Below are 21,032 nucleotides of genomic sequence, written 5' to 3' on the forward strand. Positions count from 1 at the left end.
CCGAGCGACGCCTCAACCGACATCCCACGTTGCGCCTCAACCGACATCCCACGTGACGTCCCGAGGGACCTCCCACGTAGCGTCCCAAGCGACGCCCGAGGCGAAGCTCGTCGACGCGCTGCGTACCTCCGTCAAGGAGACCGAGCGCCTGCGCGAGCAGAACCGAAAACTGACCGCGATGGCGCGCGAACCGCTGGCCATCGTCGGCATGTCCTGCCGGTACCCGGGCGGGGTCCGCTCGCCCGAAGACCTGTGGCGCCTCGTCAGCGAGGAGACCGACGCCATCTCCGGGTTCCCCGACGACCGGGGCTGGGACCTGGACGCCCTGTACGACCCCGATCCGGAGCACGACGGGACCTCCTACTCCCGCCACGGCGGGTTCCTGCACGACGCGGGCGACTTCGACCCCTCCTTCTTCGGCGTGGCGCCGCGCGAGGCCCCCGCCATAGACCCGCAGCAACGGCTGCTCCTCGAGGCGTCATGGGAGGCGCTCGAGCACGCGCGGATGGACCCGGGCACCCTGCGCGGCAGCAGAACAGGTGTGTTCGCCGGTGTGATGTACCACGACTACATCAACAGCTACGGCAGCGGCAGCGTCGTCTCGGGCCGGGTCTCCTACACCTTCGGATTCGAGGGGCCCGCGGTGACGGTGGACACGGCATGCTCGTCGTCCCTGGTCGCGCTGCACCTGGCCGCGCAGGCCCTGCGCAATGGTGAGTGCTCGCTCGCGCTCGCGGCAGGCGTCACCGTGATGTCGACGCCGGGAACCTTCGTCGACTTCAGCAGGCAACGGGGTCTGTCCGCGGACGGCCGGTGCAAGTCGTTCGCCGACGCGGCCGACGGCACGGGCTTCTCCGAGGGCGTCGGCGTACTCGTGGTGGAGCGCCTGTCGGACGCGCGGCGCAATGGTCATCGGGTGCTCGCCCTCGTACGGGGCAGCGCGGTGAACCAGGACGGCGCGAGCAACGGCCTCACCGCACCAAACGGCCCGGCCCAACAGCGCGTGATCCGGGCCGCGTTGGCGAACGCGAGGCTGTCGTCGGACCAAGTGGACGCCGTGGAGGCGCACGGTACCGGCACGGTCCTCGGCGACCCGATCGAGGCCCAGGCCCTCCTCGCCACCTATGGTCAGAATCGACCGGAGGAGCGCCCGTTGTGGCTGGGTTCGGTGAAGTCGAACCTGGGTCACACCCAGGCCGCCGCCGGTGTCGCCGGGATCATCAAGATGGTGATGGCGATGCGTCACGGCGTGCTGCCCAAGACCCTGCACGTGGATCAGCCGTCGTCGAAGGTGGACTGGACCGCCGGCGGCGTGGAACTTCTGACGCGATCCCGGCCATGGACGGCGGACAGGCCCCGACGTGCCGCCGTCTCGTCGTTCGGGATCAGCGGGACGAACGCGCACGTCATCCTGGAGCAGGCCCCGGCCACCGCACCCTCGGACAGTGAGAGCCCCGGGCCGGCCACCACCACCCCGATCCTCTGGCCGCTCTCCGGGGCAAGCCCCGCTGCCCTGCGCGACCAGGCCGTCCGCCTCCTGCCCCTCCTCGACGACGCCACGGGCCCCACCCCCACCGACATCGGGTACGCCCTGGCCACCACCCGCGCCCACCACGACCACCGCGCGGTCATCACCACCATCGACTCCGCCGGACTCCGCACCGCCCTCACCGCCCTCACCACCGACACCCCCAATCCCCACACCACCCGAGCCACCGCCCGCACCACAGGAAAGACCGCCTTCCTCTTCACTGGTCAGGGTGCGCAACGCCTCGGCATGGGCCGCGAACTCGTCGCCGCCTTCCCGGTGTTCGCGACCGCTCTTGATGAGGTGTGCGGGCACCTGGACCCGCTCCTGGACCGTCCGTTGAAGGATGTGCTGTTCGCGGGGGAGGGCTCGGCTGAGGCGGCGCTGCTTGACCAGACGGCGTACGCGCAGCCCGCACTGTTCGCGATCGAGACCGCGTTGTTCCGGCTGACCGAATCCCTGGGCATACGCCCCGATTTGCTGGCCGGGCACTCCATCGGCGAGATCAGCGCCGCCCACGCCGCCGGTGTGTTCTCCCTGGAGGACGCGTGCACCCTGGTAGCGGCGCGCGGACGGTTGATGCAGGCGCTGCCCGAGGGCGGCGTGATGGCCGCCCTCCAGGCCACCGAGGAGGATGTCCTCGTACTCCTCGAAGGTATCGAGGACGTGGCCATCGCCGCCGTCAACGGCCCCCGAGCCGTGGTCATTTCAGGCGCCGCCACCTCCGTGGACAAGGTGGTGTCATCGGTACGCAAGCAGGGCGGGAAGACGACCCGGCTCAAGGTCTCCCACGCCTTCCACTCACCCCTCATGGACCCCATGCTGGAGGGCTTCAGGGACGTACTCACGGGACTCACCTACCACGAGCCCCGCATTCCCATCGTCTCCAAGGTCACCGGCCACATCGCCACCCCAGGCCGGCTGACCTCCCCCGAGTACTGGGTCACCCACGTCCGCGAAGCCGTCCGCTTCGCCGATGGGGTGCGCGCCGCTGTCGCGCGGGGCGTGACGCGGTTCGTGGAGGTCGGGCCGGACGCGGTGTTGTCGGGGCTCGTGCAGGCCTGCCTGGAACCCGCCGCCGCCCAGCGGACGACCGTCGTTCCGCTGGTGCGCAAGCGGCGTGACGAGGTCCGGACGGTACTGGCGGGGGTGGGACTGCTGCACGCCTGTGGGGCCCCGGTGGACTGGCCGGCACTGTACGAGGACAGTGGAGCGCGGGCGGTGGATCTGCCCACCTACCCCTTCCAGCACCGCCGCTACTGGATCGACTCGCCGGCGCTCTTCGGCGGGACCGTCACCGACGGGATCGCTCCCGTGTCCCTTCGGCACGAGGATGCCGCTGCCGAGGCCCAGGAGGCGCACCGGCTGCGCGTGCGTCTGGCCGAACTCCCGGACGCCGAACAGGACAAGCTCCTGACGGAGCTCGTGCTGGAACACGTGGCAGCGGTCCTGGGCCATGACTCGGTGCAAGAGGTCGATCCCGAGCGGGGTTTCCTCGAGTCCGGCATCGACTCCCTCTCCGCCATGGAGTTGCGGAAGGGGCTCCAGCGCGCCACCGGCGTGGAGATCCCGGCCTCGGCGGTGTTCGATCTCGGCGACCCGGTCCGGTTCGCCGCGTACCTGCGTACCGCGTTGGGCTCCGCGCCTTCGGTGGCGCCGGTCCGTTCCTCCGTCGCTTCCGTGACCGGGGCGTCGTCCGCCGGGGCATCGTCCTTGCCCGAAACGCTCAGTGAGCTGTTCCGGGCCGCTGTGAAGGCGGGCAAGATGGCCGAGGGCACGGCCGTCCTGAACGCGGTGGCCGATCTGCGCCCCGCCTTCAGGACCGCCGCCGAACTGGAGACCTCGCACCGCGTGGGCGCACCGGTGCGGCTGGCCCGTGGGCCGCGCGGGCCCATGCTGATCTGCTTCCCTTCGCCCATGGCGCTCGCCGGAGCCCAGCAGTACGCGCGGCTCGCCGCGAACTTCAGGGAGGTCCGTGACGTCCACGTCGTGACACCGCCCGGGTTCGTGGACGGGGAGCCGCTGCCGGTGTCGGTGGACGCGGTCGTGGACCACTTCGCCGCGAGCGTGCGGCGGCTGGCTGGTGACGAGCCGTTCGTGCTGGTCGGCTACTCCTCCGGCGGCCAGTTCGCGCACGCCACGGCGTCCCGCCTCGAGAGCGAGGGGGTGGCGCCCTCCGCGATCGTGCTCCTCGACACCTATCTGCCCACGGACGCAAACGACGACGAAGGTGGTAGTGCGACGGGAGGAGAACCGGATGCGGGGGAGGGGGCGTCCGACGGTCTCTGGGCGCACATGCTGGGCGGGATGATGGAGCGCGAGGACGCCTTCGGCACTTTCACCGCGGCGAGGCTGTCCGCCATGGGCCGCTACAGCTCGCTCATCACCCGATGCGATCCCCAGCCGGTCGCCGCGCCCGTTCTTTTTGTGCGCCCGACGCGGTCGTTCATGGAGCAGAGCGCACGCGTGGAGACGGACGGTGCGACAGATGCGGCAGAGAAGGGGGCCGGCGTGAGCGTGCGGGTCGAGAACGACGAAAGCTGGCGCTCCTCCTGGCCGGCTCCGCACACACTGCGTGAAATCGAGGCGAACCACTTCACTCTGCTGGAGAACGCGGCACCTGACACGGCTCAGGCCGTCGAAAGGTGGCTCGGCTCGCTAGAAAAAAACTGACCAACCGGATTAGGGGCCCCGGCCCCGAGAGCGACCGGCCCCGGTGACGCCTACAGCGCACCGGGGCTTTGCGCTGCCCCCCAACTCGACTGGCGCGACTCGGCCAAGATGCGTCCGCGCTTGGCGTGAATTCAGCAATAAACACCCCTTAGGGGGGTTAGGGGATATGTCGAGTCCGGGGAAAACGCTTACAGTTAATTAACGTCAATGGAGATGGCGGGCCCATCTCTGTGCGCTGCGCCTCAAGTGCCCGCTGTGAAACTTTTACTTGCCGAGTATATTTATTCCGGAAGTGTGGATATTTGTAGTGCATTCGGTTAATTCCCGGGTGGACCGGGCATTTTTGGAGCGGTTCGGATGACGGTGGCCGACTCCAATCGCGGAGGCCGCCACGCGTGGTACGCTCCGGCGCCTGAACGCAGGTGGGATCTCGTCGTGAGCGCGTTGTTGGCGAATCAAGTTCCCTGTCGTGCCCCCGGCTGCCACGGGAGGCGAGGAACCGTACCCCGGACGCAAGGGGAGAACGTACGCATGGCCGAAGTGCCCCCACTGCCGCGATACAGCATTGTCTTTCTCAGTGGTCCGGCCGACGCGGGGACCCGTTCGATGCTGCCGATAGCGCAGGAGCTGAACCGCCGGGATCACCGGGTCACCTACGTCACCACTCAGGAGTTCGCCGGGCGCGATGTCACCTGCGGCGTCGATGTCCTGGTACACGCCTCGTGTGCCGCCGCTGTGCCCTCGGGCGGCCCCGGCCGCTGTGCCGGGCCGCAGGATCCCGTGCTGGTCGAAGACACCCTCGACTGCGCCGAGTCGATCCATGCCGCCTTCGCCGACGACGTGCCCGACCTGGTCCTGTACGAGGATTCCGCCCGGATCACCGCGCGCCTGCTGACCTGCCGCTGGAAGCGTCCGGCCGCCGAGGTCTTCCCGTCGTTCCCCGGCGACTTCCCCGCGGCCGACGGCGCCCCCGGCTCCGACTCCCCTGCCCCCGCCGGCGATTGTGTCAGCGGCCTGCCCGCGGGAGTGCGCGAGAGACTGTTCTCCTTCGTCGCCACCGCGGCGAACGCGGGTCTGTCGCCGGACGATTTCTGTACGCGGCCCGAGCCCCTTTCGATAGCCCTGCTTCCCAAGGAGTTCCAGACCGACGGATACTCCTTCGACGGGCGCGTGGCATTCGTCGGCCCCTGCATACCGGAACGCCGGATGGATGAGCGCTGGCTTCCCCCCGAAAGCGGACTGCCCGTGGTGTTCTTCGCTCTCGACCCCGAACTACTCCTGGAATCAGGGCCGGAGTTCCTGCGTCGTTGTGTGGATGCTTTTGCGGGGAAGCCCCTGCATGTGGTGATGTCGGCGGGCGGTCACGCGGATACCGTACGCGAGGCAGCCGCCCCGTTGTCGAATGTGGAAGTCCATGAACATGCCCCGCGTTCGGTCGTGTTGCGGTGTGCTTCGGCCTTCATCTGTCACGCCGATCTGAACAGCGTCATGGAATCCCTCTATTTCAATACGCCACTTGTCGCGGTCCCCACGGGCGAGCGCGAACGGGCCGTGGCCGACCGGATGGTGGAGCTCGGGCTCGGCGTGCGGCTGACGCCCGGGGCCGCCGAACCCCGGGCGCTGGTGGACGCGGCGGCCGCGCTCGTGGAGGACCGGGAGACCGGTCGCCGGGTCAGAGAGTTCCAGCGCCGGGCGCGCCGTGCGGGGGGCACACGGCGCGCGGCGGACGAGATCGAGCGCTATCTGGAATGGATCTACCAGCCGTGACCGCGCGGGGCCGTCCGGCGTGCGAGCCCGGGGCCCGCTCAGGCGGACTCGGCCTCCGCGGCGCCCTGAGGCGGCTCCACGTTGAGCCGCGCGGCCAGCGCGCTTCGCCGGCTGATGCCGAGTTTGCGGTAGACCCGGGTGAGGTGCTGCTCGACGGTGCTGATCGTGATGTAGAGCTTGCGCCCGATCGCGCGGTTGGTGGCGCCCATCGCGGCCAGCTCGGCGACGCGCCGCTCCGCCTCGGTCAGCACATCGGCGCCGGCCGGCTTCCGCTCGTCGCCTTCCGCCGGCTTGGCCGGCTCACGCGGGGTGGCCGACGGTGACGGCCCGGTCGGTGGCTGCGGCCACGGCAGGCCCGTCGGCCGCGCGAGCTGGGAGGGCTGTTCGGACTGCGGGCGCGCACGGGTCCGGCACGCCTGGAGCATTTCGGCCGCCTGGTCCGCAGTGCCGCGTGCCCTGGCGGGGTCGCCCAACTGCCAGTAGGTGTCGCTGAGATCGGCCAGCGCGCGGGCGAGCTCGAAGCGCCCGGTGTCCGGCTTGAGGAGGCGTACGGCGTCCTGGAGGAGCGCCGCGCGGTCCTTGAGGTCGGCGGCGGCGGCCAGCAGACGCAGGGAGGCGCCGCGGGTACGTGGCTGGTGCGTGCCCGGGCGGGTCAGCTGCTCCTCCATGAGCGAGCGGGCCCGCTGCCTTTCACCCAGGGCCAGTGCGGCCTCCGCCGCTCCGCCACGCCAGGAGATGAGGGACGGCAGGTCGAGTCCCCAGGCGCTCATCAGGCGCCCGCAGCTCTCGAAGTCCGCGAGGGCCGCCGCCGGGCGGTCGGTGGAGAGATGGAAGTGGCCGCGCGCGTTGAGATAGTGCAGTCCGTACCGGGCGTCGAAGAGGGTGTCAGGCACCGGGAGCCTGATGTACTTCACCGCCTTCTCGTGCTGTCCGAGCACGGTCGTGGCGAGAATCAGATTGGCCAGCGGACCGCCGATGGCGACCCCCCAGGCCGCCATGGGTATCCGGGTGAGGGCTTCCTCGCCGTACTGCACGGCGGCGGCCATGTCACCCTGGCGGAAGGCCGCCTCCGCCCGGACGGCGGCGAACACCGCCTGCCAGGTCGGGGCGCCCTGCTCCGTGGCCTCCTTCAGCAGTTCCTCGCACCAGGAGGCGGCTTTGTCGGGGCGGTCGGCGCAGATCAGGGTCAGCAGTGCGGCGTGCAGCGACTCCAGCGTCGCGACCCCGAGGCCGACGCTGTGCAGGACGCCCTCGGCGCTGGTCACGGCCTCGTCGCTCGCGCCCTGGTCGAGCAGGTCGGAGAGAACGGCCACCGCCTGCGGCCCGATGGGACGCACCACGTCCTGGCCCGTCCTCGCCTCGGCCCCCGCCCACGCTCCGGCGGACCCGGAACCCCTGCCAGGACCGTCGGCCTCGATGGACGAAGGCGAGAGGCGGGTAAGTAACGAGGGATGGGAGTACGTCATCCAGTTGGTGAAGGCGGCCAGTTCCTCCGAGGGCGGCCGGTCGGACGTGGCGTCCATCGCCTCCCACAGGGCCAGCGTCTCGCGTGCTTCGTCGTAGCGGCCGTGCCACAGCAGACTGCGCATCAGCACGCCGGTGTCCTGGCCGCTCAAGTGGCCCTCGCGCAGCGCGATCTTTAATCGGACGGCGTGACGCATGGCCTTCAGGGGTGACTTCTGCCAGTCGAGGCGCATCCGGTCCGCCGTGAGGGCGGCGAGCTGACGGCTGTCGGTGCAGTCGGTGAGGGCGAGCTTGAGGTATTCGCCGGCCATCCCCGTTCGGCCGGCGGCGAGTTCGGCGTGGGCGGCGTCCCGCAGGACGTTGATCATCCACTCTTCGGGTGCCCGGCTCGCGGCGACGAGCTGTTCGGCCACCAGGACGGGCGGGACGCCCTCGTTGTGGAGCGCGGAGGCGACGCGCAGATGCAGTTCGTGCCGGTCCTCGGGCGCCACCTGCTCCAGGATGACCGTCCGCGCGGCGGGATGGCGGAAGTGCCCCGCGTTCAGTACGCCGGTCGCCGTCAGCGAGGCGATGGCGTGCTCCACGGTGGCGGTGTTCAGGCCGAGCATGTGGCCGATCGAGACCGGCGACATGCCCTTGCCCATCGCCGCCACCGCCCGGGCCACCTTGAGGTCCGCCGGATCGGCGAGGTAGAGGCAGCCCGTCAGCGCGTTGCGGAACGCCTCCTGCGGGACGGCGGGCTCGCTCTCGTGGCTCGCGGCCTGGAGGCGGTGGACCGCCTCGTAGTCGTCGAGGAGCGCGGACAGGAACAGCGGGCTGCCGCCCGAGGCCTCCTGGTAGGCCTCGGTGAGTTCCAGCGCCTTGGCCGGTCCGAGTCTGGCCGCGATCATGGCGTGCGCGCCGGAGGGGGACAGCATTTCCAGCCGTACCTTGCGGCAGTTGGGCTGGCGGAACAGCTCGGCGTGGAAGACCGGATGGGGGGAGCGGATCGTGGACAGTTCGGCGAGCAGCAGCAGTGTTCGTGACGCCTTCATCCGGCGTTGCAGGAACAACAGCATTTGCAGGGAGGGCTCGTCGGCGTACTGGAGGTCGTCGATGCTCACCACGACGGGCCCGCGCTCACCGAGCTCCAGGAGCAGCGACCGCAGCCCGTGGGCCACCGCGATGCTCGGCTGATTCATCGGCGCTGGGTCGGCGCCCTTGGCGTGGCTGGTGGGGAACTCTTCCGCCAGCAGTTCGTTGACTTGGTCCCGGAACTCGGCGGGAAGGGTCTCGCTTCTGAAGAGCTGGTCCATCACTCCCAGGGGGAGCTCGCATTCGGCGCGGGACGCCACCGCGGTCAACATAACAGCCCCGGAGTTCTCCGCTTGTTTACAGAATGTTTGCAGCAGTCGCGTCTTCCCACTGCCCGTGGGCCCGCTGACCAGCGCGATGCCGCCCCGCCCCGTCGCCGCCTCGGCGAGTAGCGTGTTGAGTGCGGTCAACTCGGCTTCTCTGTCGACGAGTTGAAACATCGGCTGAGCTTCCATCCTGCCCCCCAGTGCGGCGATCGCGTCTCTCCCAGGGCTGTAAACATAGCAAGCAGATTCGATCAAAAGGAGACGTCTTGATCAATTTATAAAAACTGAATTCTGCTGGTAAGGGGGCACATCCGGCGTCGGCTGGTGTTCATCTGTTGGTGTTGGCGAATGGCCGAAAATGTAGGTATCGAAGGACGCGCAATGGCCGTCCGCGTCGCCGCGCTCACCGGCTTGCCGCAGGTCGGCGCCTTTACGGATTGTTTACATCCGCTTACGACCCCCAGGTTGCGGGCGAGGCGGGCCTGGACGCGCCTGTGTTTGGAATCGCCTTTCCGAGGAAGGCGGACAGTGGAAGGCGACATATCGGACCGAACGTCGGTCCGCGCGCCGAAGCGACGCGAGATGGAGTGAAGCGGTGACTGTGGTGAAGAGCTCGTTGTCCGACGCCCAGCTGAAGGTGGTCGGCCCGGCCCTCCAGGGCGCGCTGGTCGATCTGGTCGACCTGTCGCTCGCGGCCAAGCAGGTGCACTGGAACGTGGTCGGCCCGCGCTTTCGCTCCGTACACCTCCAACTGGACGACGTGGTCACCACGGCGCGCCAGTACTCGGACACGGTGGCCGAGCGGGCCTCGGCTCTCGGCGTCAATCCGGACGGGCGCGCGGCGACCGTGGCGGGATCCAGCGTGATCGGCACGGTGCCCGAAGGATGGATCAAGGACTCCGAGGCGGTGGAGGTCCTGGTCGTGGCGCTCGGCCGGGTGGTGGAGCGGATGCGTGAGCGCATCGCGGCCACCGACGAGCCGGACCCGGTGAGCCAGGACCTGCTCATCGCGCTCACCGCCGACCTGGAGAAGCACGCCTGGATGTTCCGGGCCGAGAACAGCTGAGGTCCGCGAGGCCCGGCACGATGCCGGCGCGGTAAGCGGGCCCGGGGGCGGGGGCGGCCTCGGCGGGCCCCTCCCGTTCCGGTCCGGCGGCTGTCGGGATGCCGCAGGCGACGAGCTGTACGACGCTGGTGACGCGGGCGGCGGCCGGCCGTCCCGAGCGAGGGACAGAGAAACGATGGAAAGCAGCGAGGGGCCCCGCAGCGGCCCTGGGACGGCGGTGCGCTACGCGCCCTGGCCGCGCCCCGATGACGCTCCACCCGGCGCCACCGGATCACAGGTGACCCTGCGCGTGAACGGCGCGGACCACGCCGTCGAGGTCGACCACCGCACCACCCTGCTGGACCTGTTGCGTGAACGCCTAGCCCTGACGGGCTCCAAGAAGGGCTGCGACCACGGCCAGTGCGGGGCGTGCACGGTGCTCGTGGACGGCCGGCGCGCCAACAGCTGTCTGCTGCTCGCCGTCGCGCTGGACGGCTGCGATGTCGTGACCGTGGAGGGCCTTGCGGACACCGAAGGCGCCGACGGCGATCTCCATCCCCTCCAGCGCGCTTTCCTGGAACGCGACGCCTTCCAGTGCGGCTACTGCACCCCGGGCCAGCTGTGCTCGGCCGTCGGCATGCTCTCCGAGGCGCGGGCCGGCCAGCCATCGGCCGTCACCGGCGCGGCCCAGCCGCCGCGGCGGCCGGTGGTGCTGAGCGACGAGGAGATCCGGGAACGCCTGAGCGGCAACCTGTGCCGCTGCGGGGCGTACCCGCACATCGTGGACGCGGTACGGGACGTGATCACGTGAAGCCGGTGTCCTATCTGCGTGCCCGCAGCGTGCAAGAGGCCGCGGCCGCCCACGGCGGTCGTGCCGAGGCCCGCTATCTGGGCGGCGGCACCAACCTCGTCGACCTCATGAAGCTGGGCGTTGAGCGCCCCGAGGTGCTGATCGACGTCACCCGCCTCCCGCTCGACACCGTCGAGGAGCGGCCCGACGGCACGGTGGTGGTCGGCGCGACCGTACGCAACAGCGACCTCGCCGCGCACCCCCTGATCCGCGAGCGCCATCCCCTGCTGTCGCAGGCCGTTCTCAGCGGCGCCTCGGGTCAGCTGCGCAACATGGCGACCACCGGCGGCAACCTCCTCCAGCGCACCCGCTGCGCCTACTTCCAGGACCTGTCGAAACCATGCAACAAGCGCGTGCCGGGGAGCGGTTGCGCGGCGATCGACGGCGTCCACCACGACCACGCCGTCCTCGGGCACTCGCCGCATTGCGTGGCGACGAACCCGTCCGACCTGTCCGTGGCGCTCGCGGCCCTCGACGCCGTCGTGGAGCTGACCGGTCCCGGAGGCCACCGGAGCGTGCCGGTGACCGAGTTCCACCGCCTGCCCGGCGAGCGGCCCGAACTGGACACCGTGATCCGCCCGGGTGAACTGATCACCGCCGTGGTGCTGCCGCCCCTGCCGAGCGGCGCGCTCTCGCGCTACCGCAAGGCGCGCGAGCGGGCCTCGTACGCCTTCGCGCTCGCGTCGGTGGCCGCAGTGCTGCACGTGGAGGACGGCGAGATCCGGCACGCCGCCCTCGCCTTCGGCGGGCTCGCCCACCGGCCCTGGCGCGCCCGGCGCGCCGAGGCCGCCCTGCTCGGCGCCCGCCCCGGTCCCGACGTCTTCGCGCGGGCGGTCGAGACCGAACTCGAAGCGGCCCGGCCGCTGCGGGACAACGCCTACAAGGTGCCACTCGCCCGCGACCTGGCCACGCAGGTGCTCGGCTCGCTGACCCCCACGGCCTGACCGCCGCCGTCGAGGCCCCGCCCCCCAGCCACCGCGCCCCCAACCACCGTCGAGGAGATCCGCCATGGCTTCGCAAGCGAACGCGCTCGGCGCGCCCATCGAACGCCGCGAGGGCCGTGCGAAGGTGACGGGGGAGGCCCTGTACGCCACCGAGTACGCGCCCCCCGGATGTGCCTACGCGTGGCCGGTCACGGCCACCGTGGCGCGCGGCCGGGTCGCCGCTCTCGAGACGGCGGCCGCGCTCGCCCTGCCCGGAGTGCTCGCGGTCCTCACCCCCGACACCGCGCCCCGGCTCGCCGAGAGCGACGATCCGACCCTCGCGATCCTCCAGGACTTCCGGGTCCCACACCACGGATGGCCCATCGCCCTCGCGGTCGCCGACACCCTCGAAGAGGCCCGCGCCGCGGCCCAGAGCGTGCGGGTCACCTACGAGCCGGAGCCGCACGCGTCGGTCCTGGCCGAGAACCTGGCGGACGCCTACCGCCCCGACGAGGCCAACGGCGGCCATCCGGCGGAGCGCCGCCGGGGCGATCCACTGGACGCGTTCGCCGAGGCCCCGGTGACCGTCGACGTCCGCTACCGGATCCCGCCCCTGCACAACCATCCGATGGAGCCGCACGGGGCGACCGCGCACTGGCACGACGGCCGCCTCACGGCGTACGACACGAGCCAGGGCGGGGACACGGTGCGCGCCGTGCTCGCGGAGCTGTTCGAGCTCCCCGAGGAACGGGTGACGGTCGTGTGCGAGCACGTCGGCGGCGGGTTCGGCTCCAAGGGGACGCCCCGGCCGCACATCGTGCTCGCGGCGATGGCGTCCCTGCACACCGGCCGGCCCGTCAAACTCGCCCTGGCCAGGCGGCTCCTGCCGGAACTCGTCGGCCATCGCGCGCCGACCGACCACCGGCTGCGCCTCGGCTCGCGGCCGGACGGCACGCTGCTCTCGGTAATCCACGAAGTCACCACCCACACCTCCCGCGTCAAGGAGTTCGTCGAGCAGGCGGCCGTGCCCGCGCGCGTGATGTACGGCAGCCCGAGCAGTCTCACCAGCCACCGCGTCGCCGCCCTGGACGTACCCACCCCGTCCTGGATGCGCGCGCCCGGCGAGGCGTCCGGGATGTACGCCCTCGAGTCCGCCGTCGACGAACTGGCCGACGCGCTCGGCATGGACCCCATCGAGCTGCGGGTGCGCAACGAGCCCGCCCAAGAGCCCGACAGCCAACGGCCGTTCAGCAGCCGCCACCTCGTGGAGTGCCTGCGTGAGGGCGCCGAGCGCTTCGGCTGGGCCGGCCGCGACCCCCGGCCCGGGGCGCGGCGCGCGGGCCGCCGGCTCAGCGGTACGGGCGTGGCCGCCGCCACCTACCCCGTGCTCGTCTCGCCCTGCCGCGCCACCGTCACCGTCCACCCCGACGGGCTGCACGTGGTGCGGGTGAACGCCACCGACATCGGGACCGGCGCCCGTACCGTCCTCACCCAGGTCGCGGCGCAGGCGCTCGGGGTCGGTGTGGAGTCGGTCCGTACGGAGATCGGCACCACCGGCCTGCCGAAGGCGCCGCTCGCCGGCGGGTCCTCCGGCACCGCCTCCTGGGGCTGGGCGGTGCACGAGGCCTGCCGCCTGCTGGTGCGTCAACTCCAGGAGCACACGGGCCCGTTGCCCCCCGAGGGTCTGACGGCGACCGCCGACACCAAGGGCACGGCCGATGAGGAGTCCGCCTACGCGCGGCACGCCTTCGGCGCCCACTTCGCCGACGTGGAGGTCGACACCGACACCGGTGAGGTACGGGTGCGCAGGCTGCTCGGCGTGTACGCGGCCGGCCGCATCCTCAACGCACGGACCGCCAGGTCCCAGTTCATCGGCGGCATGGTGATGGGGCTCGGGATGGCGCTCACCGAACGCGGCACGGTGGACCCCGCCTCCGGCGCCTTCATCGGCAACGACCTCGCCGGCTACCACGTGCCCGCGCACGCCGACGTGCCCGACATCGAGGCCCACTGGATCGACGAGCGGGACGACCACCTCAACCCCATGGGAAGCAAGGGCATCGGGGAGATCGGCATCGTCGGGACGGCCGCCGCCATCGGCAACGCCGTCCACCACGCCACCGGCGTCCGCGTGCGGGAACTGCCGCTCACGCCCGACCGCGTACACGCGGGGCTGTAACGGACCCGCCCGAGGCACGCGAGGGCGGCCGGGCGGGTCCGGGCGGCCTCAGACGGCGCTGAGCGGGTGGGCCGCGGTGGCGGAGCGCGGGGGCCAGGCGCGCGGGGCCAGGATGCCGAGGACATAGGCCCTGGCCACCAGAGCGGGCCGGGTCGAGGCGTCCAGTAAATCGCGCAGACGGCTGAGGTGGTAGTCGACCGTCTGCCGGGACAGGTTCAGGGACGTGGCGATGTCGCCGTTGCTGCTGCCCGCCGCCAGCAGGGACAGGATGCGGATCTGCGCGGCGGTCAGGGACGGGTGCGCCTCGTGCGCCAGGCTCTGGTGGGTGACGACGGCCCAGACGTGCCGGGCCCGCCCCAGGGACTGGCCGACCGTCGTCAGATGGAGCTGTGCGCGGCGCTGCCGGCCCTGGGCGTCCACCAGCACCGCCGAGGTCTCCACCCGTCTGGTGCGGCGCGCTATGAGCCCGTTCCACCTGCGGTGCAGCCGGTCGAGACCGGGCTCGGGCGCCAGCAGGGTGTGCGCGCGGCGGCCCACCAGGTCGGGCAGGCTGAGGTCGAACAGCTCGGCCGCCGCGGCGCTCGCCCTGACCACCCGTCCGTTCGCCGACAGCAGCGCGCAGGGCAGGCCGCTGTGGTCACGCAGCGCCCGCAGGTCGTCCTCGGCCTCCTGGCGCTGGACCATCGCACGCAGATGATCGGTGATGTCCACGTAGATCCCTGCGACGCACGTCCGCGCGTTCTCCCGTACGGGGAAGCGGTGGCCCACCGCCTGGCCCGCGCTGCCGTCGGGCCGCCGGTAGTCCAGGGTGTGGCGCACCGGCGTGCCCCGCGTGAGGATGTCCTGGTCGAGGGCGCGGAACTGGGCGGCCTCGGCTGGAGCGTCGAAGTCCTCGATGCGCTTGCCGACCAGTGCCTGCGGGACGGTGCCGTACAGGTGCGCGTAGGCGTGGTTGGCCCACACATAGCGGCCCTCGCTGTCCCGGATGAACGCGGCGGCCGGGGCGAGGTTGACCAGGCCCGCGAACGCGGCGTACTGCCGCGGCACATCGGGCCGCGCGTCGACCTCCACGGCCAGGCCGCGCGTGCGGCCCGGGACCCGGCTCTCGTCCAGGGGCCAGCTCACGTCGAAGGTGCGGCCGTCGAAGTGGGCCCGTCGGCTGCCCGCACGCGCCGGACCTCCCGGGGCCGTGAGTTCTTGACGCATCCGCTCCAGGAAGCGCCGCGCCGTGTCCGCGTCGGCGAACGCGCCGCCCCCCTGCTCTCCGACCTGCCACGGCTCGTCGACCTCCCACCAGAACACCGGCAGGTGCTCAAGCAGTGCCTTGAGACTGGAATCGTCCACAGCGGTCTCTCCGTCCGTATACAGCCCGTATGTGCTCGGCTGACACACAGTCACCTCGCGATGGGTATCCCGTCCCGGTCCCGCGCATGCTCGTTTCTCGGCCCATGTGCGGGCCGCGCGTGAGCACGCGCGGGAGCGTCCATGGACCCCAACACGGCCTGCGACTCAGGCATTTGCCTGAACGGCCTGCGTCCCGGGTGAGGATAAGGACGCCTGCCGCGTGGTCTCCTTGAGTGTGCGGGTGGTTACGCCCCGACACGTACACCGGGAGATGCCCCGCGCCCGACGCGCATCACCGATCGGTACGACGACACGCGGGACGCGTACGGCGCCGCGGCCACGGCGCGCGAGGCGCGTCCGGCGCGGACGCATGACACACGAGACGAATGGAGACGAACTTCAGTGAGCAAGGTGCTGTTAGTGCATGCCAAGGGTGGTCCGCCGCTCGGTCACGTCCTGTCCCGGACGGCCGCGAGGGCAGAGGTGCACCTGCTGGCGCTCAGCGCTCTTCCTCCCTCGGTCGCGGGCGCCGCCCGGGACCTGTGCGCCTCGGTCGTGACGCCGGGCGACGCGCGGCATCTGGACCTGGTGTCCCTGATCGTCTCGCGGGCCGAGGCCGTGGGCGCGGACGCGGTGCTCACCTTCTCCGAGTACGCCGTCGTCGCCGTGGCCGAGGCGTGCGAAGTGCTGGGACTCGCGGGCGCCGGGAAAGCCGCCTCGCTGGCCCGCGACAAGCGTCTGATGCGCAGCACCTGGCAGGAGCACGGCCTGTCGCAGCCCGCGTTCCGTGCCGTTGACACCGAGGCCGACCTGCACGAGGCGGCCCGCGCCCTGTCCTTCCCGCTGCTCCTCAAGGCGGCCTGGAGCGCGGGCTCCACGGCGCACCAGATCATCCGCGCCCCGCACCAACTGTCCGCCGCCTGGCGCCGCTCCCGTGAAGTGATGGCCGAATCGGCGGAGTTGGGGTACGCCGAACTCCATGTGGCGGGGGCGCAGGGCCACTTCGTGGTCGAGGAGATCGTGACGGGCACCGCGTCGCACTGGTTCGACGAGCCCGGCTGGGGCGACTACGTCAGCGTCGAGGGCGTGGTGGCGGGCGGCACCTTCCACCCGGTCTGCGTCAGCGGCCGGATGCCGACGGTCGAGCCGTTCACCGAGCGCGCCGGCATCACCCCCGCCTTGCTGTCCCAGGACGCCCAGGACCGGGTGGTGGCGCTCGCGCGCGAGGCCGTCGACGCCCTCGGGCTGCGGGACTGCGGGACGCACACCGAGATCAAGCTCGGCTCGGACGGCGGCATGTGGCTCATCGAGACGGCCGCCCGGTTCGGCGGCGCGATGACGGTGCCGCAGATCGAGGAGGTCTTCGGGCTCGACCTCGTCGGCATGCTCGTCGACCACCTCACGGGCCGGCCGGTCGCGTGGCCCGAGCGGGCCCTCACCCCGGCCCAGGCGCGCGGCGCGGCCGGCTCCCTCGTCGTCCTCGCGGTCGACGGCGCGGGCGAGGCCTGGCGGGAGCGCAAGATCTGGGACTTCTCGGCCGTCACCAAGGACGTGGTCCTCAGCCCGGGCAGCGACCTGTCGGTGGTCACGGAGAGCTCGCTGCCCGACGGCGGCCTCATACCGGTCTACGACCCGGCGGCGGGCGCCAACACCATGGCGGCCCTGTGCCTGCTCTCGGCCACCGACGCCCGTACGGTGCTGCGCGACTTCGAGACGGTGGTGGACGCCCTGCCCCGCATCCTGCCCGCCGCCACGTCCGAGGAGGTCTCCGCGTGACCGCCCAGCTGTTCGCCGGCGCCGCAGACCCGGTCACCGACCGCACGGTCGTCGGCGAGAACCTTTCCCTGCCGCTCTTTCGCACCCTTTCCGGGGTCCTCGCGGGCCACCCCTACCTCAAAGTCGTCGTCGACCGCGCCGAGAACACCTGGCACCTGCTCGACACCGCGGCCCACCCCTTCCACGTCAACTACATAGCCACCCGCGTCCTCGGCATGGAACTCGCCGAACTCGACGCGGATCTCGACGCGTTCAACGCCTCCGTCTACATGGATCCAGAACGCCGCTTCCTGCTCGGTGTGCTGTCCTTGCACACCGACGAGGACACCGAGGGCCGCGAGCGGACCTTCCTCGTCCTCGAGACGACCGAGGCCGACACCATGAACGGCGAACTCCTCACCTTCTTCTACGAGTTCGTCCGCGTACGGGTCGACGGGCGTTTGCCGGTGCTGCTGAAGCCGGCCAACCACGGGCAGGAGGAGGAGCTGGCCGCGATCAGCGAACAGCTCGTGCCGCGCATCCTCAGCCACGAGCTCTTCGGCTCCCGGGTCCGCACCCCGCTCAACCCGGGCGAAGCCACCGGACGGCTGCGGTACTTCCGCACGCACGAGGAGTACGCCGCAGCGGAGGCCGGACTCGGCTGGGCCGACATCGTCGCCATGCCCTGCCTGCCCGACGACGTGCCGCGCGTGGCCGGATTCCTCAACACCGCGCCCATCACCCCGCTCTCGCACACCAACGTCCTGGCGTCGGGCTGGGGGATACCCAACGCGATCGTGCTGGATCTGGAGGAGATCGTCGCGCGGGACGGCCTGGCCGGCGCGTGGGTGCGCTACCGGGTGCACGAGGAAGAGATCGTGCTGGAGCGCCTTGAGCGGGAGCCGGAGCTGCGGGCGCCGGCGTGGCACCAGCAGCGCATCCGCCTGGAGCCGCCCCTGCTCGAAGACGCCCCCGTCCTGTCCCTGCACCGGCTGCGCGCGGCCGACCGCGACCGCTACGGCACCAAGGCGGCCAACCTCGGCGAGCTGCACCACGTGCTCGACAGCCGCAGCGCCGACCTGACCGCGTTCTACGGACGGCCCCGGCCGCCGCGCGGGGACCTCTACGGACACCTCGCCGCCCGGCTCGGCCTCACCGCTCCCTCGGCCGACGAACTGCGCGCCCGGGCAGCCGACTTCGTGGCCGCCACCGTCGGCGCCCCCGAAGGGATCGCGCTCCCCTTCGCGCTCCAGCAGCACTTCCTCGCCTCCTCGCCCGCCATCCAGCAGGGCATCGGCAAGCTGAAGATGGCCCTCGAACTCGACGCCACCGACGTCCTTGACTCGCTCTGTCTGCGACTTCAGCAGCTGATCCGGCACACGCCCGTGCCCGAGTCCGTCACCCGGCAGATCGGCCAGGCCTTCACGGCGCCGCCGGCCGAGCACGGGCGCCTGGTGGTGCGCTCCTCCTCCAACGCCGAGGACCTTCCCGGCTTCTCCGCGGCCGGCGTCTACGACTCCGTCACCACCGTCCACGGCACCGGTCAACTCCTGGACGCCGTACGGCAGGTGTGGGCCTCCCTGGTGTCTCCCCGCAGCGTGCGGTTGCGCCACCAGGTCGGGATCTCCCTCGACGACACCTACATGGGCGTGATCATCCAGAAGTACGTTCCCGCTTCCCTCGGCGGCGTCCTCGTCACCTGCGACCCGACGCGCCGCGCGGACTTCCGCAACGTCTACCTCAACTGTTCCCCCGGCTCACCGGAACAGGTCGTCGAGGGCTCGGTCCTGCCCCAGCAGTACCTGTACAACGTGGTGGAGGGCGGCGGCCGCACCGTCGCGCTCGGCTCCTGGGGCGACGGACTGCCCGCGGGGACCCGGGGCCGGCTGGCGGACCTGTCCTTGACCGGGCGGCTGTTGCAGTCCCACTTCAGCGCGGCCGATGTGGACAAGCCGCTGGACATCGAGTGGCTGATGACCGAGGACGGCGACTTCCGGCTCGTCCAGATCCGCCCCTACGCGCTGTGAGGGCGCGTCCTTGGCGAGCGCGGCGCCTGAGCGCGGGCGCGGGCTGCCTCACGCCCGTCGCGCACCGGATCATCCGGCTCAACTACGGTTTCCAGCTGCTGTTCAACCTGCTGTGGTGGATGCCGGTGTTCTACGCCTACCAGAAGCAGGCCGGGCTCTCCGACGGACAGATCTTCGGCATCCAGAGCATCTACTACGTCGCCTTCTGCCTGTTCGAGATCCCGACCGGACTCATCGCCGACCGGATCGGCGCCCGCAACTGTCTGCGGGCCGGCGCTGTGGTGATGACGGCGGCCAACCTGGCTCCGGTCATCAACGCCTCCTACACCGGCTTCCTCCTGCACTTCCTCGCCATCGCCTTGGGCCGGTCCCTGACCTCGGGGGCGGCGAGCGCCTATCTGTACGACGGGCTGCGCGCCGAGAAGTGCGACGAGCACTACCTGAGGGCCGAGGGCACCGCACGAGCCCTCGGGCTCGCGGCGAAGGTCGTGTGCTGGCCGCTGGTCGGTCCTCTCATGGCGCTCGCCCACACGGCGCCGTACGTGCTCAGTGCCGCAAGCGCCGCGGGCTCGTTGGCCTGCGCCGTCGCGCTGCCCCGGCTCGCCAAGGCGGACGGCGCCGGTGCGGCGGGGAGGGCCGGGGCCGGGCGCGCAGGCGGGGCCTTCCTGCGGGACGCGGGCGAAGCGTTGCGGTGCGTGGCCTCCTCGCGGTGGCTCGCCCTGGTGATGGTGCAGGGCGTGGCCGTCTTCACGCTGTCCCGGATCTGTCAGGTCAACCTCTTCCAGCCGATCCTGCTCGACCACGGCATCGGGGAGGCGTCGAGCGGCGGGGTGCTGGCGGCGATGACGGTGGCGGAGGCGGTGGGCTCGGCCCGCCCCCAGTGGCTGAGTCGCCGCCTGTCTCCGGTCGCCTGGGTGTCGGTCCTCAGCCTCGCGCTCGCGGGCACCCTGGCGGCGATGGCGGTCGGCGGCCCCTGGACGGTGGTCGCGCTGCTCTGCCTGTTTGCTTTGGCGACCGGGTTCGTGTATCCGGTCCAGCGCAAGCTCGTCAACGACGCGGTGCCCGCGAACGCCCCGCGCGCCACGCTGCTTTCGGTCGAGAGCATCGTGGACCGCGCGGTGTGCGCCCTGGCGGCGATCGCGGTCGGGGTGTACATCTCGGCGGGCCGTCTTGACGCCCTGCTGCTGCACAGCGCGCTGGCCACGGCGGTGCTCCTGGGCGGCGTCCAACTGCTGCTGCGCGCCGGGGTGGTGCGGCAGAACCACCCCGACGCGGGCATGGCGGCGGCGGACGGCACGGCGCGGGACGCGCGGACGCCCCTCAGCGAGGCAGGCGGCCGATGAGTTCGACAAGACCGACGGGCAGGAACGCGGGCCGGTGGGGGCGCCCGATCTGGTACGGGACATAGCCGAGCGACCCCGCCACGTCGACCTCTTCGGCCGTCTCGGCCTGGTAGACCAGGGAGCAGCGCCCGGACGCGGCCATGGCGCGCTGCCACAGGACGGGTGCGGGTTTGCGCTCCGCCTCGGTGCGCGGGGTCAGGATCCGGTCGCCGAAGTCCTGCCACGCGAACGGCGTGGAATCCCGCCACGTGGCGTCGACCTCCTTCTTGAGGCGGGCGGCGCGCTCGGCGTCGGTGGCGCCCCAGGAGGGCGGCACGTTGGTGATCAGTCCCACCTTGACGTGGTGGCGGCGCAGGGCGCGCAGATAGGCGGCGGCGCCGGGCACATAGCCGGTGCTGCCGTCGTCCCCGGTGTGCACCAGGGTCTCACCCAGGTCGAAGTAGACGATGGGGCAGGCCCGTTGGGTTGCCGTGCGCGCGACGGGTCCCGGCGCGCCGCCAGGGCCCGCCGGCGCCGCCGCGTCGGCCGGAGCGCAGAGCACCGTCGACGCGAGGGCGGCGCACAGTGCGAGGCCCACCCGTCCCAAGCTCTTGGAGACGGTTCTGTCCATGGCGTGGTCCCCCATCGTCGAGCGCACCGCGAGAGTGCGCGCCTGGTCCTGCTCCTGTCCGGTGCATGACATAACCGTGCGGCGAAGTCTCTCATGCGATGGCCGAAATCGTGGCGCCATTGACCTGTGCCGCGCGTCTCGAACTCTACGAGGACGAGCGGCAGTTGAGTGGCCGCCCGGATGG

Annotated in this window: 12 protein-coding genes; 9 read left to right on the forward strand and 3 right to left on the reverse strand. The window is 71.5% G+C overall.

The window, feature by feature from the left end; translation table 11 throughout:
* Positions 1-52: 52 nt before the first annotated feature.
* Complete coding sequence (locus tag ABR738_RS35060) at positions 53-4,201, forward strand: type I polyketide synthase (RefSeq protein WP_350233991.1); 4,149 nt, start codon at positions 53-55, stop codon at positions 4,199-4,201.
* A gap of 531 nt (positions 4,202-4,732) precedes the next feature.
* A complete protein-coding gene (locus tag ABR738_RS35065) occupies positions 4,733-5,968 on the forward strand; it encodes a glycosyltransferase (protein ID WP_350233992.1) in 1,236 nt (411 codons plus the stop codon).
* A gap of 38 nt (positions 5,969-6,006) precedes the next feature.
* Here ABR738_RS35065 and ABR738_RS35070 read toward each other — a convergent pair whose 3' ends face one another.
* Positions 6,007-8,961 (reverse strand): helix-turn-helix transcriptional regulator, encoded by a 2,955-nt coding sequence (locus ABR738_RS35070; protein ID WP_350233993.1) that lies wholly within the window; start codon positions 8,959-8,961, stop codon positions 6,007-6,009.
* Positions 8,962-9,367: 406 nt separating this feature from the next.
* Here ABR738_RS35070 and ABR738_RS35075 point away from each other — a divergent pair, with 406 nt between their 5' ends.
* From ABR738_RS35075 to ABR738_RS35090, 4 genes are all read left to right on the forward strand, one after another.
* Positions 9,368-9,838 carry a Dps family protein gene (locus ABR738_RS35075; RefSeq protein ID WP_350233994.1) on the forward strand — a complete coding sequence of 157 codons (471 nt, stop codon included), beginning with the start codon at positions 9,368-9,370 and terminating at the stop codon, positions 9,836-9,838.
* Positions 9,839-10,013: 175 nt separating this feature from the next.
* Positions 10,014-10,628: a (2Fe-2S)-binding protein gene (locus ABR738_RS35080; protein ID WP_350233995.1), complete on the forward strand. Its 615-nt coding sequence runs from the start codon at positions 10,014-10,016 to the stop codon at positions 10,626-10,628.
* Positions 10,625-11,611: an FAD binding domain-containing protein gene (locus tag ABR738_RS35085; protein ID WP_350233996.1), complete on the forward strand. Its 987-nt coding sequence runs from the start codon at positions 10,625-10,627 to the stop codon at positions 11,609-11,611. Before ABR738_RS35080 ends, ABR738_RS35085 begins: the two co-directional genes overlap by 4 nt.
* Before the next feature lie 64 nt (positions 11,612-11,675).
* Positions 11,676-13,769: a xanthine dehydrogenase family protein molybdopterin-binding subunit gene (locus ABR738_RS35090; protein ID WP_350233997.1), complete on the forward strand. Its 2,094-nt coding sequence runs from the start codon at positions 11,676-11,678 to the stop codon at positions 13,767-13,769.
* Positions 13,770-13,817: 48 nt separating this feature from the next.
* Here the strand turns inward: ABR738_RS35090 and ABR738_RS35095 are convergent, their stop codons facing one another.
* Positions 13,818-15,113 carry a PAS domain S-box protein gene (locus tag ABR738_RS35095; protein WP_350233998.1) on the reverse strand — a complete coding sequence of 432 codons (1,296 nt, stop codon included), beginning with the start codon at positions 15,111-15,113 and terminating at the stop codon, positions 13,818-13,820.
* A gap of 411 nt (positions 15,114-15,524) precedes the next feature.
* Here ABR738_RS35095 and ABR738_RS35100 point away from each other — a divergent pair, with 411 nt between their 5' ends.
* Genes ABR738_RS35100 through ABR738_RS35110 form a run of 3 tightly spaced genes read left to right on the forward strand, consistent with a single transcriptional unit; the run spans position 15,525 to position 20,238 of the window.
* Entirely contained in the window at positions 15,525-16,889 is a 1,365-nt protein-coding gene (locus tag ABR738_RS35100) for an ATP-grasp domain-containing protein (RefSeq protein WP_502964195.1), read from the forward strand.
* Positions 16,886-18,895, forward strand: coding sequence for a PEP/pyruvate-binding domain-containing protein (locus ABR738_RS35105; RefSeq protein WP_350234000.1), 2,010 nt, complete (start codon positions 16,886-16,888; stop codon positions 18,893-18,895). Before ABR738_RS35100 ends, ABR738_RS35105 begins: the two co-directional genes overlap by 4 nt.
* Positions 18,892-20,238 (forward strand): MFS transporter, encoded by a 1,347-nt coding sequence (locus ABR738_RS35110; protein WP_350234001.1) that lies wholly within the window; start codon positions 18,892-18,894, stop codon positions 20,236-20,238. The genes ABR738_RS35105 and ABR738_RS35110 overlap by 4 nt, the downstream gene beginning before the upstream one ends.
* On the opposite strand, the gene ABR738_RS35115 is transcribed toward ABR738_RS35110, so the two are convergent.
* A complete protein-coding gene (locus ABR738_RS35115; RefSeq protein ID WP_350234002.1) occupies positions 20,216-20,920 on the reverse strand; it encodes an HAD family hydrolase in 705 nt (234 codons plus the stop codon). The genes ABR738_RS35110 and ABR738_RS35115 overlap by 23 nt on opposite strands.
* Between the last annotated feature and the right edge of the window lie 112 nt (positions 20,921-21,032).

Source organism: Streptomyces sp. Edi4, from assembly GCF_040253615.1.
Taxonomy (GTDB): domain Bacteria; phylum Actinomycetota; class Actinomycetes; order Streptomycetales; family Streptomycetaceae; genus Streptomyces.